The organism is Bifidobacterium thermophilum (assembly GCF_002846655.1).
GTDB classification, from domain to species: Bacteria; Actinomycetota; Actinomycetes; order Actinomycetales; family Bifidobacteriaceae; genus Bifidobacterium; species Bifidobacterium thermophilum.
Window position 1 is genome coordinate 125,940 of record NZ_PCGX01000010.1, and the last position, 14,043, is coordinate 139,982.

The 14,043-nt window shown below is 62.8% G+C and carries 9 protein-coding genes and 1 tRNA gene; 1 reads left to right on the plus strand and 9 read right to left on the minus strand.

Annotated elements, in window-relative coordinates; genetic code table 11:
* Nucleotides 1-31: 31 nt before the first annotated feature.
* Nucleotides 32-715: an ABC transporter ATP-binding protein gene (locus tag CQR48_RS06045; protein WP_101452343.1), complete on the minus strand. Its 684-nt coding sequence runs from the start codon at nt 713-715 to the stop codon at nt 32-34.
* A 404-nt stretch (nt 716-1,119) separates the two neighbouring features.
* Between CQR48_RS06045 and CQR48_RS06050 the strand changes: the two genes are divergently transcribed.
* Nucleotides 1,120-1,193 (plus strand) — tRNA-Arg (locus CQR48_RS06050).
* A gap of 390 nt (nt 1,194-1,583) precedes the next feature.
* Here the strand turns inward: CQR48_RS06050 and CQR48_RS06055 are convergent.
* From CQR48_RS06055 to CQR48_RS06090, 8 genes are all read right to left on the minus strand, one after another.
* Entirely contained in the window at nt 1,584-2,777 is a 1,194-nt protein-coding gene (locus CQR48_RS06055) for an SLC13 family permease (RefSeq protein WP_101452344.1), read from the minus strand.
* Between the two features lie 332 nt (nt 2,778-3,109).
* On the minus strand, nt 3,110-5,569 hold the full coding sequence (locus tag CQR48_RS06060; protein ID WP_244898954.1) for an alpha-L-arabinofuranosidase C-terminal domain-containing protein: 2,460 nt from the start codon (nt 5,567-5,569) through the stop codon (nt 3,110-3,112).
* A gap of 529 nt (nt 5,570-6,098) precedes the next feature.
* The gene (locus tag CQR48_RS06065; RefSeq protein ID WP_101455159.1) at nt 6,099-7,043 is read right to left on the minus strand and encodes a hypothetical protein; all 945 of its coding nucleotides are present in this window, start codon (nt 7,041-7,043) and stop codon (nt 6,099-6,101) included.
* Nucleotides 7,044-7,219: 176 nt separating this feature from the next.
* Nucleotides 7,220-8,317 (minus strand): hypothetical protein, encoded by a 1,098-nt coding sequence (locus CQR48_RS06070; protein ID WP_101452346.1) that lies wholly within the window; start codon nt 8,315-8,317, stop codon nt 7,220-7,222.
* A 213-nt stretch (nt 8,318-8,530) separates the two neighbouring features.
* Nucleotides 8,531-9,550, minus strand: a complete 1,020-nt coding sequence (locus CQR48_RS06075) for a glutamate cyclase domain-containing protein (protein ID WP_244898955.1) — start codon at nt 9,548-9,550, stop codon at nt 8,531-8,533.
* 117 nt (nt 9,551-9,667) lie between these two features.
* Nucleotides 9,668-11,431 (minus strand): acetyl/propionyl/methylcrotonyl-CoA carboxylase subunit alpha, encoded by a 1,764-nt coding sequence (locus CQR48_RS06080; protein WP_101452347.1) that lies wholly within the window; start codon nt 11,429-11,431, stop codon nt 9,668-9,670.
* Entirely contained in the window at nt 11,428-13,236 is a 1,809-nt protein-coding gene (locus CQR48_RS06085) for a 5-oxoprolinase subunit B/C family protein (protein ID WP_101452348.1), read from the minus strand. Before CQR48_RS06085 ends, CQR48_RS06080 begins: the two co-directional genes overlap by 4 nt.
* A complete protein-coding gene (locus CQR48_RS06090; RefSeq protein ID WP_101452349.1) occupies nt 13,233-14,039 on the minus strand; it encodes a LamB/YcsF family protein in 807 nt (268 codons plus the stop codon). The genes CQR48_RS06085 and CQR48_RS06090 overlap by 4 nt, the downstream gene beginning before the upstream one ends.
* Between the last annotated feature and the right edge of the window lie 4 nt (nt 14,040-14,043).

Below are 14,043 nucleotides of genomic sequence, written 5' to 3' on the forward strand. Positions count from 1 at the left end.
GTGGGAACGCCCGGTTGCGCAAGTTATCAGGCTATCTGTCCTGCTCGGTGTCATGGACGATACGCCCGTCCAACAAGGTGACGATACGATCCGCATACGCGGCCATATGGTCGTCATGCGTGACCAGCACGATGGTCTGGCCGTTCTCGCGGGCGAAATCGCGAATCATATCCATGATGTCGACTTTCGTCTTCGAATCAAGATTGCCAGTCGGCTCGTCGGCAAACACGACTTGCGGGCGGGTGACGAACGCGCGAGCGATACCAACACGCTGCTGCTGGCCGCCGGACATCTGCGAGGGGTAATGGTTCAGACGTTTGCCGAGCCCGACGCGTCTGAGCATCGCCCGCGCCCGGGCTTCGCGCTCCTCGCGTGGCACCCCGCGGAACATGAGCGGCATCGCGACGTTTTCGACGGCGTTGAGCCCGGGGAGCAGATTGTAGGACTGGAAAACGAAACCGATGTGCTTCTGCCTGAATTCGGCGAGTTCGCGCTCGTCGAGCCGCGAGACGACGATGCCGTCGATCCGCACGCCTCCGCGCGTCGGGCGTTCCATACCGGCAAGCTGGTTGAGCAGCGTGGATTTGCCTGAACCGGATTCACCGTAGATGCAGCAGATCTGGCCGCGCGCGATATCGAGGTTGATCCGGTCGAGGGCGATGACGCGCTCGGTGCCCATGACGTATTCCTTGCGCAGGTTGCGTACTTCGATCATCGGGCGTTCTGAGGCGGGATGCGTGCCGTTGTGCCGCTTGGGCTGAAGAGCCGGGGGCGCTAGCGCGACTGATGTATCCGGCACTGCCGGTGCAGCCGATGCAGTCGGCGCATCCGAAGCATCCGTTTTGGCCGTAGGTGGCGACGCGAGCCAAGCCATAGGCGTCCCTTCTCATCTCTCGGCACCTCAACACAGCGGTACCGCATTCATGAATTCGAGTATTCATCAGAGTATATGCCGAAAAATCGTCATACGCCACTTTTGACATGCCGGTGATACGCCGCACGATGCCAGTGAACACGCACCCCCTACATTATTCGTCAGGCGAGGAGGGTTGTTGCAGTCGCACAGTGGTCGGCAGGCGCACGTCCCTATGGCTGCTATAATGGCACACGTTGTCTTACGGCCCCGTAGCTCAGTTGGATAGAGCAGGAAACTTCTAATTTCAAGGTCGTCGGTTCGAATCCGACCGGGGTCACTTTTCTTGTGAGCCGACTGAAAGTCCAAAATAGCCCGGCGATTCCGGGTTCCTGTAACCGAAGCAGACCAGGAAGAGCGTTATAGCAGTCTATCCGCGTCATGTTGGATGAGATACGCCCGCAGTCCCATTGCCCTGCAGCCGGCGAAATACAGGAACCCCGAGATAGCGCGGTAACTCGCACACCCCGCAGAGACGACATACCGGAAAGCACTAGATGCGCCCGCATCTTCGCCAAGCCGCACGAAATACGCGCACAAATCTGCGAGCCCGCGGACGGCATCATCCGGGAACCACAAGATGGCCGGCCAACTCGCACACCCGCAACAACCCCAAACCAGCCGACGCGAGATTCACCCGCTCCCATGCCAAGCCGCACGGATCAGCGAATCAGTCGATAATCCACGACAGGCCGACCAGCACCACGAGAAACAGCACGTTGACCGCGCTGTATACGGCAAGGTAGCGGCCTTTTCTGTCCGGGTAGCGCCGGGTCACGTTCTTGTACGAGACCAAGGACGCCATCGAGGCGATCAGCGTGCCCATGCCGCCCAGATTCGTGCCGATAATCAGATGCGTCCAATCATCGCAGAAGCCCGACAGCAGAATCGTCGTCGGCACATTGCTCATGATCTGGCTGGAAACGACCGCCACTTCAAGCGGATGGCCGCCCACCAAGGACGCCGCCAGCGAGTAGAACGCTGGCACGCGCTTCATATTGCCGATGAAAATGAAGAACATGATGAAGGTCAGCGGCAACCCCCAATCGACCTTCCGGAACGCCTTGCGATCGGCGAACAGGAACACGCCGAAGACCACGACGCACATCACCCAGATCGGCACCAGGTCGCTGACCACCAGCAGGCACAGCAGGAACAACACCGCATACACCCACACGCGCCAGCCGCCATGGCCGGCACCATAGCCGGTCAAGCGGATTTCGTCAGGCTGCGGCTGGTCGGGCTGCGGAGCAAGCACCCCGCGTTCGATATCTTCCCCGTCAAGATCGGCGAACTGGCTTACTTTCTTGCCGCCGAAGGCCACCGAAATCACCACAATCAGCAATACCGCAGCGACAAACGAATACGGGGCCATGATGCCGAGGAACTTTCCGGTCGGTATGCCGGACAACGCTTTGAGATACAGATTATGCGCATTGCCCACCGGGGTGAGCATGCTGCCGACATTCGCCCCCACGGTCATCAGCGTCGCCACCAGCACGGCCGACGCCTCCATACCCGCCATCGTGAGCACAGAAATCGCGAACGGGATGAAGGTGACCAGCGCGACATCATTGGTGATGAGCATCGAGGAAAAATACGTGAGCGACACCAGTACCAGCACCACACCGCGCTGAGTGCGCACCATGCGCAGCAGACGCGAGCCGACCATGCGGAACACGCCGATACGCTGGAATCCGCACACCACCAGCATCAGACACACCAGCTGGGCGATTGTCTTGGTATGCACATAGCTGCGATACTCGGCATCCGGGGGCACCACGAAACAGGATATGATTGCAAGGATCGTAGCGACGATGAGAATCGTCTCACTCTTGACTACTTCAAGCAACCAACGTCGCATCCAGTCCTCCGTGAATTTGAGTTGAACCCTAGGTGAATTCAACATGCCGCACCCGCGACATGCCCAATCTTAGCGGGGAAATCCGGCAGGCTGAAGCCAAAGATGGCGTGTTCGCGCGGATTGCTCCGACCATCGTCGAAAATGTCGGCGGCAAATACACCAGTATTGCCGAAATGCCGCCAATCGCGCACCCGAACGAAGCCGACCGGTCGGTAGAGAACGACGCGGAGGGCGGCACGCGTCACGCGCGTGTCACAACGATTCGCACAGACACCGGACAGCGCCCGCCGGACAGCCACCGCCGGACCGGAACATCACGCGTCACGCGCGTGTCACAACGTCACCGTCACCATCGTGACCGAATACGCTGGCAGCCCCAACGCGAACCGCACCGGCGGACCGGCCATCGCGAAAGTATCCTCACGACGTTCCACCGCCCGATGCGACACGCCCTCGGCCCCGAGCACATTGCGTGCCTCGGGCGCGGCACACAGACGCACCACGCGCAATCGGCACGAATCGCGGCGGGACCGCGCGCCCAGTGACCGCAAGCCAAAGGAGATATCAAGCGTGACATCGATGCGATCGCCGCCGGTATTGACCAGCTTGATGAATCTGGTCGACTCATCGCCGGTGGCGCTTGCGAACAACCGACCCGCAGCCGCCTTACCGGCACGGGTATGCCCGGCATCGCCCAATTCGCACTCGTAGGCCATCGGACCGATATGCGTGGCGAACAGCTGCTCTACTTCGGCGTTGAGCGTCGGCATAACCGTGCACGCGTCGAATTCGATGAGGTTCTGCATCCATCCCTTGCCTGGCACGCGCGCGAGAAGCGGTGCATACGATGTCATGCGCACCACGTCGCTGTTGCGCTCGCACCCCGTGAGGAACGCCGCCTCGCCGAGCGCGGAAGCCCATGTGTTGGCGTGCGCGTTGTCCTGCTTGCGGCCCGCAAGATACCCGTTCGCCGAATACTCCCCGACCATCACACCGGCGGAATCACGCGGATACCTGTCGTATCGGCGGGCTTGCGAGGCGAACCATTCAGGCGTGTGGTAGGAGTGCTCGTCCACGATGACTCTGCTGCCGGCGAGCGGCGGATCGCATGCCAACAGCATCTCGCCACGCCCGGCAGCGATGTCGCGCGCATGATTCCACGCCCGGCGCATCGAGAAGGGGTACGGGAACAGTCCGGCGCTCATCACACACAGAATCGACGGATAGTGTTCGTGAATCGCCTTGGCGATGGCATCGAACCGTTCCATATATCCTTCGCCGTAATTCTCGTTGCCGATACCGATCATGTCGAGGCCGAACGGCGCCGGATGGCCCATATCGCGGCGAACACGCGCCCACTGGCTGGCATCCGGATCGCCGTTGGCGAATTCGATGAGATCGAGATAATCCTGTACCACCACATCGCGGAAATAATCGCTGTCCACAGGAATGGACTGCGGGTCTCGGTACGGCGACTGGCAGGTCATGCCCGCGAACAGGGTCGGCAGCGGCTTGGCGCCCAGATCCTCGCACAGGCAGAAATACTCGTAGAAGCCGATCTGGTAGCTTTGCGAATAGCTTGAGCCGTCCGGCATGCGGAAGGCCCACATATTGTATTGCTGACGACGCGCGTACAAGGCGCCGACCGTGTCTTTCCAACGGTACTCGTTGCCCGGCGTGACGCCTTCGGTGATGCAGCCGCCGGGGAACCGCAGGAACGCGGGTTTGAGCGCCGCGATAGCTTCGACCAGGTCGCGGCGGAACCTGCCATACCGCCATTTGGGGTCGCCCGCACCCCAGGTGTCCGCATCCATGAGGCTGACGCAGTCGAGATCGATAACGGTGTCTGACAAGGCGGCCGGCGCGGCGAGTTGCACGGCGGATTGCGAGATGGACGGCGCAGCGATCGATACAGCGGTCGGCGCAGTTGCCACACGCCCTGCATGATGCCCGTCTGCGCGCACCCCGTCGGCACGCACCCCGTCTGCATGCATCCCGTCCCTGTCGGCACGCGCCCCGTCGGCACGTTGTTCGCCGGCATCTGCCCCACCGCCGGCGTACCCGCAATCACCAAGGTGCCCATTGCCCGGAACCAAGCCGATATGCAGCTTGCCCAGGCCCGAGGCCATACCCGATAGCGTGCATGTCAGACGAACCCATCCGTTGGAGTGGGCAGTGTCATCCGTATCACACGCCCTCGCAGCGACGGTACTTGCGCTTGACGCATCCGCATCACCGGGGCCGCCGCACGACAGTTCCACGCAATCGGTCAACGCCGCTCCCGAAGCGTTGACGACACTCACCGCGAGCGTCACCACACCGGCTACCGGACGCACATAGACACTGAAATCGTAACGATGCCCCTGGCTGATGGCAATCGCGCACTCCCCGGCATGCTTGCCGCCGCCGTTGTATCCAAGGTTTTCAATATTCGCGCCACGCCGCCCCGCAGGCAGGGTCACACGCACGTATCTGCTGTTGGGGTGCAGCGGAGGCGCCGGGCAGGATGTTTCAATACGCTGCCCGTGCTCGTCGCGCGTCTGGGTGCCGTAACTCGTCGCCGAAACCCCATGGAACTGCCAGAAACGCAACGGATCGGCCTGAGTGCGCCACCGGTCCGTTCCGCGGGCGCGCATGCTGTGGTGCTTGAGATAGACGCCATCGAAGCTGTAATTATTGACCACGTTCGCATTCAGGCCGCCATCGACCGACATGTTGATGTCCTCAAGAAACGCGCCATACAGCCGGTCACTGACCGGATGCGACGCTGAACCCACCATTACCGTGACCATGATTCCTATCGTAGGCGAAATGAGACGATTTTCCCGGTAGCGCAGGGCGGATGATGCATGTGCGTGTCGCACGCGGCACCACGCTGTTTGAGGCGCGATGCGCAGCGGCGGACAGGATGGGTTATGGCGCTCTTGCCGGTTTCCTGTGCCCGAGCGGATACATACGTGCAGGAATCCGGAGATGCGCGAGTACTGAGCCACCGCCCCCACGCCAAGCCACGCCGATCTGGTCGGCCCATCCCCCGTACGGCTCGACAGAGTTGAACCGACAACACTGTGTGGGAATCTCAACATCTCACTGATTTGGCCATCGAACGCGAGATATTCAGATTTTGTTCTCGATATCTCGCGAAATCATGGCGGAAACACGAGATGTTGAGATTCCGGCATCCACCGGTGTAGACAAACAACACGACATGGCACTTCTGCAAGGTCTCATCGAAGACACCGCAATCAAGAATCACGGATCTGTCACACTACGACGATTCCGGCGGGTGTGGTCTGGGTGAGGACGGCACTCCCGCCGCCATCATGCCTGTGTTCCCGCAGCGCCGTCCGGCGGGAGGAGTTGGGTATGACGGGCGCAACGCTCCCACACCTTGACCGCCTTGCCGGCCAGGCGCTTGCGGCGGCCGGGCTGCTTGACATCCAACACCAACTCCAACACGCTGCCGGACGCCAGCTCCCGACGAAACCAATACGACGCCCACGACCGATTCGACACCACACCACGCGACGAAAAACACCCCACACCCGGCTCCCCCTCACACCCCACCGAAGACACCTCCACCGCACGACCATGCGCAGCCTGCCACACCCCCAACAAACCATCCACACCACCAGCCGGCACCACGCGCCAGCACAGCCACGCAGCAATCCCATCTTTCCAATGATTGAGCCATTCTTCGCCAGTCACCTCAACCACAGGCAGATGCGCGTCAGGATGATAGAAATACTCACGAATCACGGCATGCCCGTGATGGTGGTACTCCTCTTCGAAATACGCCGGCGGCGTCAACACCAACACCCCATCGCCACCCAGATTCTCACGCAACGGGCACGGCATACCTGTTCGAGGGTTACGCCCATTACGGGCACACCACGCATCAACCCGATCATAGACGTCCAATAACGCGCGCCCCAGTACTTCAGGATCGAAAGAATCCACATCCATCTCCCCCTCCCCGACTCGGCTATCGGTATCCCACCCGCGCAATGAAGGCACGGAAACGCTGAGATGAAAACCCTGGGACGTTTGCGAGACAAGACACTCCATGGCATGATTCCATCTCGCGGCACCTTTGCTGATCGGCTCGCACAACTCCTTCCACCCCGGTGGATCGCCCTGAGCAATAAGGCTGCCACGATGGGCGACGTCCCAATCAATGATGTTGCAAACAGCCAACCCAAGGGCGCGCGGCGTCGCCTCGGCCGCCTGCAATACACACGAAGCCCCATCGGCAAGCGCCGTCATCCCACCCCCTTGAAGACAGACATAATTGCGCAATACATACCCGCCCGGCCCACGTCTGACGGCAACCCAGCAGAAATCATCGAGGACAAGCCCCGGAGCTGCAGGAAAATCACCGCCTTCAACACCCGGCATCCCATCCTCATGCTCGTCACCGTCCTGCCCGCACCGTACTGGCATCATGCCTGTGTTCCCGTAGCGCTGTCTGGTGGGAGGAGCTGGGTGTGGCGGGCGCAGCGCTCCCATGCCTTGACCGCCTTGCCGGCCAGGCGCTTGCGGCGGCCGGGCTGCTTGACGTCCAGCACCAGCTCCAGCACATCACCGGACGCCAACTCCCGGCGGAACCAGTACGACGCCCACGACCGGTTCGACACCACGCCGCGCGACGAAAAGCACCCAGCGCCCGGCTCCCCCTCGCATCCCGCCGAGGATGCCTCCACAGCGCGGCCATGCGCGGCCTGCCACGCCGCCAGCAGGCCATCCACGTCACCGGCCGGCACCACGCGCCAGCACAGCCACGCGTCCAGGCCACGCACCCAATCCCCGTACCACCGGGAGCCGGGCTCCTGCGGCAACTCCATCGCATCCACGTGATGGTAATACCCGCGCACCACCCCCGGGCCCGGCTCATAATCCTCCTGGAAATACGCCGGCGGCGTCAGCACCAGCACCCCATCGCCGCCCAGGTCCTCGCGCAACGGGCACGGCATCCCCGTGTATGGGTTCCGCCCGTTGCGCGCGCACCACGCATCAACCCGCGCGTACGACTCCAACACCATCCCCCCAAGCTCCTCCACGCCGGCATCACACGGACACACCACCGTCCCCACATCATTCAACCTCGAATCCACATCACCACTCCAACGAAGAGAAACCACGTCACACTCTGCGATCCACGGCTTCGGGTCACCCCACCATGCACGCCTGACCGTACACAGCTTCCACAGACCCTTCCGTTTTCCCGACAAACGATACTTCAAATCATCCCAAGCCTCATCCGTCAGAACATCAGTGACCAGACCCGCATGCGAATCGTCAAAACTCACGATGTCCTGAATGGCCGATCCAATCGACTGCGCCGTCGCCTCGGCCGCCGGGATGCCAACAGAACCATAGGGGATGGTATAAATGACCGGACCATCATTGACTGTTTTCGCAATATTCGCGAAAACATAGCCACATTCTCCGCGAAAAACCTCAATCGCCCGGAGCCCCTCAACCGTCACGGGTGGAAGACGACGTTTCGCCGCAACATCGTTGTTTGCAGTAATTGGCATCACTTGCCTCCTATCACGAACTCGACCTTGATGGGCAGCGGGCCCGCCCGCCTGTTCACACCAGCATACCCGCACAACAACCGCCGCCGATGGCTTCTGCACAAGGTGTCGTGCCCGCTCTACCGGGACACCGCTGCATTCAGCAGCAGATCATCATCGTGGATTGTGCAACCGTTTGCAGCCGAAACCCCGCATCTGCTGCAACAAGCACCTCTAACGCCGCCCTCGGGCGATGTCGGACATCATGCGGATCTGACGGTAGTAGCGATCCTCGCTCAGGCCGTCGACCGTCGGGGTGTTGCGCATCGTGACCCCGTCAAGCCCGCCGGCGCGCGCAACATCCGCCAGCACGGACCGATGCCACGCGACATCGAGCAGCGGTGCCGCCCGCCGGCAGCCCATCGCGTACATCGCGCACACCAGCGCGTGACCGCCCCAGTTTGACGTGCCGGAGACAATCAGCTCGTCCGCGGGAACCGTGCAGGCGATACGCTCGCCATGCTCGACGACATCCTCGATGACGATGGAATCAAGCCTGCCCATGCCAATCTCATTGCCGCCGTCGCCGATGCCAATCACATGCAATCCCAACCTGGTGAGCCGGCTGAGCGGGGCGGTCCACCGGTCGATGTCAAACCCCCGCATATTGCGCGGGTTCCCGTCGCGCGCAGGCCCGACGCGCTCGATGTAGATGACGGTGTCGATGCCATGATGATCGACAAGCCCGCGCATCGCGTCAATCCACTGGTCGAAGTGTTGCGCATCCGCAGGCGCGATGGCCACGTGGTCTTCGGGCAGCCGCGACGAGGCCCCTGCGCGGATGACCGGCTCGCACGGCTCATCGCTGACCAGCCAGGCATCCGAACCGATGGCCCGCAGAGCCTCACACAGCTCGACCGCCCCGGCGGGACCATCCGATTCGGCGGCGGGCTGCTCGGCCTGTGGAATGTAGAACCCGGTGACGACCATGGCCTTGTGGCCGCCGGATTTAAGCCACCGAGCGGCATGGAACAGGTCGCCGCGCGCGAAGGTCATCATGGTTTCGCTGCCCCGGCCTACATCCGCCGCAGCGGCATTCTGGATGTGCGCGACGCGAGGTTTCCACCGCCAGCTTGCGATGCGGGCGGCAGGGCCGATACCGCCATGGTGCGCCGCACTACCACGGCCGGTATGGAACGTATCCGATTGCCGATTGGCATGTCCTGCTTGGTTGTATTGCATCGTTTCCGTCATATCCACTCCTCTCCTACCAGCGCACGGCCGGTCAAATCGGCCGAACGCCGTATGTCACGCCTGTCTCGTCCGCCTCGCCTGTCTCGCCTGTCTCGCCTATCTGTCTCACGTCTTGTCTCACGATTCGATATGTCCCAGCACGCTTCCGGATCTCACGCTGTCGCCCGGCTGCGCGGCGATATGGACCACGCCGCCAATCGGGGCCGTAACCTGGATTTCCATCTTCATGGCTTCCAGCACAACAACCGGCGTGCCCGCGCCGACTTCAGCGCCGTCATCGACCAGCCAGCGCGCCACCGTGCCAGTGATCGAGGCGAGGATATCCCCGGCGTCGCGCGCGGCCGTCTCCCCCACGCCGCCATCGTGCGATGTTCCATCGCCGGACACCCCCGCCGCCCCGAGCGAGGAGACCAGACCGGCCGGCAAACCGACATTCACGCGGCGGCCATCCCATTCAATCCAGGTACGATGCAACCCGGTATCGGCGTCATCGAAACGTGCCGACATCCCATCAGGCTTGAGCTGTTCGGGGTCAAGCCGCTTGAGCAGCACCTCCTCGATCCACCGGGTGTAGATATGGAACCCGTGTTCCGCCGTGAAATCAGGGTCGGCTAGCACCGCCCGGTCGAAGGGTACGACCGTGGGCACACCGTCGATGCGCAGTTCGGCGAGCGCCCGCCGCGCCCGTTGTATACATTCCTCGCGCGTGGTGGCGTGCACAATGAGTTTGGCGAGCATGGAATCGAAATGGTCGGAGACAATCGAACCGGTTTGCACGCCGGTATCGAAGCGTATGCCCGGCCCGCTGGGCGCCCTCAGCGCTGTGATGCGCCCGGGGAATGGCGCGAATCCGAGCGACGGGTCTTCCGCATTGAGACGAAATTCCATCGCATGCCCGTCATGCGCCGGCTTGAGCGCGGCGATTGACGCGCCCGCGGCGATACGCAGCTGCCAGGCCACCAGGTCGATACCACTGGTCATTTCGGTGACCGGGTGTTCGACTTGGATACGCGTGTTGACTTCCATGAACGAGAGCGTGCCGTCCGGGGCCACGAGGAATTCCACGGTTCCAGCACCCACGTACCCGACTTCGGAGCAGATCGCCACAGCCGCATCCTCAAGCCGTTGCGTGATGCTGCCGGGCAGGAAGGGCGCCGGAGCCTCCTCGATAAGCTTCTGGTTGCGCCGCTGGAGCGAGCAGTCCCTAGTACCGACGGCGATGACCCCGCCATACGTGTCGCCGAGCACCTGAACTTCGACGTGACGCGGGTGGTCGAGGAACCGTTCGATGAAACACTCCCCGTTGCCGAACGCGACTTCGGCCTCGTGGACGGCGGATTCGAAGGCGGGTTCGACATCGGCGAGGTCGCGCACGACTTTCATGCCGCGGCCTCCCCCGCCGTGCACTGCTTTGATGACAATCGGCAGACCGTGTTGACGCGCGAATGCGGCGGCTTCTTGCGCGTCCTTGACCGGTTGCGTGGTGCCCGGGGCCATGGGTGCGCCGACTTTCGCAGCGACGGCACGTGCTTCGACTTTGTCCCCCAACATGCGGATGGTCTGCGGTGATGGGCCGATCCATGTCAACCCGGCATCCTGGACTGCCTGCGAGAAAACGGCGTTCTCTGATAGGAATCCGTACCCCGGATGAACAGCATCCGCATGTCCGCTTGCCGCCGCCTTGAGCAATGTCGGGATGTTCAGGTAGGTTTCCGCCGGCGTCACCCCATGCAGGGCGATGGCCTCATCGGCGAGCTGGACGAACAGCGCGTCGGCGTCATCATCCGCGTAGACGGCGACCGCTTCCAGACCCAGATCATGGCAGGCGTGGATAATCCGTACGGCAATTTCCCCGCGATTGGCGACCAGAATGCGCTTCATCGGGACTCCTTTCCATCGTGTTCATCGGGATGGGATACGTCTTGACCTCCCGATGCCGCCATCGCACCTTCCCCGGCTTTGCGGAACCGGACGGACGCGCCCGGCGGCAGTTGCGCCGCCAATGCGAGCGCATCAAGTGTCAGTACGGCGATGACCGGGTAACCGCCGGTGACCGGCTGGTCGCGCAGGAACAGCACGGGCTGCCCGCTTCCGGGCACTTCAAGCGAACCGGGGACCATGCCTTCACTGGGCAGTTCCCGCGTATTTTCGCGTTCCAGGGGCTGCGGGCCGTTGAGCCTCAACCCGGTACGGTTGGATTGTGCGGTGATCTGCCATGCGGTGTCGAAAAGCGTGCCGATGGCGGCCGGCGTGAACCAGTCGTCATGCGGGCCGAGCATGACATCGAGCCAGACTGGATGATTGGCGCTGCCGATTGCCTCCGGACCGGCATGGTGCATGGTGCCGGTTGGCAGGTGCCCGTTCCATTCGCACGGCCGCCCAACGCTTCGTGACGGATCGGGGGTTCCAGCGATGAGCGTGTCGCCTGCGGCCAAGGGAGCCGGTCCGATGCCGGACATGGTGTCCAGCGAAGCGCTGCCGAGCGTCATCGGGGCTATGAATCCTCCTCGAATGGCGAGATAATCACGTAATCCCGCGCGCGGCACGCCTATGGTCAGGGTTTCGCCGTCGTGGAGGATGATGGCTTCCTGCCGGTGCAGGCTTTGCCGGATGGTCGTGTGGCCCGGATCGGCACCTGACGTGGCGTTCCCGGTGATACACAAATCGACCGGGGCTCCCGCAACGGCGACCACCACGCTTCCGATCGCGGTGAACGCGGCATCGCCGGCGGTCAGTTCGATGGCGGGCGCACCGGGCGGATTGCCGACAAGCATGTTGGCCAGGCGGTAGGCGGGCATATCGCATGCCCCCGATCCGGCGACGCCCATGGCCGAGGCGTGCCGGCCCTCGTCTTCGAACAGGGCAAGCAGGCCGGGGCGGTCCACACGTAAGCCGTGGACGTGTGCCGTTGAATCTGAACCGCTACCGGAGTTCCCGGCATTCGCCCGGATATCGCGGTCCGGCGACGTCCGGCGTTGGCACGCAATATCAGTCATGATTGCCTGATTGCGCTCGGCGTGGAACGTCACACGGTCGCCGGGCATGATGGCGGCAGGCGGGTCGGCGTGCACATCCCACATCGGCATCGCCGTGTGCCCAATCAGCTGCCATCCGCCCGAGCTTTCGCGCGGGTAGACACCGCTGAACCGCCCGGCGAGTCCGACCGCGCCCGAGGGCACGACCAACCGTGGTGTCGTGCGGCGCGGTACGTCGAAAATCAGGTCCCCGTCCACCAAATATGTGAATCCTGGGGCGAATCCGCCGAATGCGGCCGTCCACGGGGTGCCGGTATGCCGGGCGACCACCTCGTCGGCGCTGATACCAAGCAGCTGTGCCACGGCCTCAAGATCCTCGCCATCGTAGATGACGGGCACGGTCACCGTCCGATGCTCTTGAGCCTCATCGGGTGTATCGGGCAGCGTCATAATCGCTTCGGCGAGCGAAGCTGGACGAGTCTTGCGCGGATCGAATCGCACGAGCACGGTCTGCGCGGCTGGAACAAGCTCGGTGATCGCAGCGAACTGTCGTGCCGGCGCCAGCGAAGCGACGGATTCCCCTGCCGACACGTTTGCCGAAACGGCATCCTCCATCGCCGCGTTCAGCGCATGATACAGGCCGAGTGCATGGCGCAAATCCCCGGTTTCCACGAGCAGCGCGTCCTGCCCTGCCGGCAATATCCGTCTCATGATTTCGCGACTTTCGTGGACACTGATGATGACGAGCCATCACCTGCCGAAAACGACCGTACTGCAATCCCGGCATGTTCCAACGCTTTGCGCACCACTGTCGCCATGGCAACCGCCCCCGGCGAATCGCCGTGTACGCACACCGAATCCGCATGCAGTCGGACAATGTTGCCGTCAATCGCCGTCACCGTACCGTCCTCAACCATGCGCAGCACCCGTGCGGTCACCTGTTCCGGGTCGGTGATGACCGCGCCCGGCTCGCGCCGCGAGACCAGATGACCGTCCGGCGTGTAGGCGCGGTCGGCAAACGCCTCACGGAATACGCGAAGTCCCGCATCCTCGGCAAGCCGGCCGACCACCGAACCGGGCAGGGTGAGCAAGGCGAGCGACGGATCAACGGCCTTGATTGCCTCGACCACGGCTGCGGCATGCCGTTCGTCAATCGCAATCCGGTTGTACAGCGCCCCATGCGGTTTGACATACTTCACTTGTGTTCCAGTTGCCGCCGCGATCCCTTCCAACGCGCCAATCTGGTATATGACGTCGGCGGCGAGATCTTCAGGCGTCTCATCGACATACCGCCGGCCGAACCCGGCAAGATCGCGGTACGCCACATGCGCACCGACTGTTACGCCGTGCGCCGCCGCGTAGCCGACCGTGCGCAGCATTCCAGCCGGGTCGCCCGCATGGAAGCCGCACGCCACATTCGCGCTCGATACCACGCCGAGCAGCGCCGTGTCGTCGCCGAGCGTCCACCGGCCGAAGCTTTCGCCCATATCGCTGTTGAGGTCTATTCCCGTCATTGTT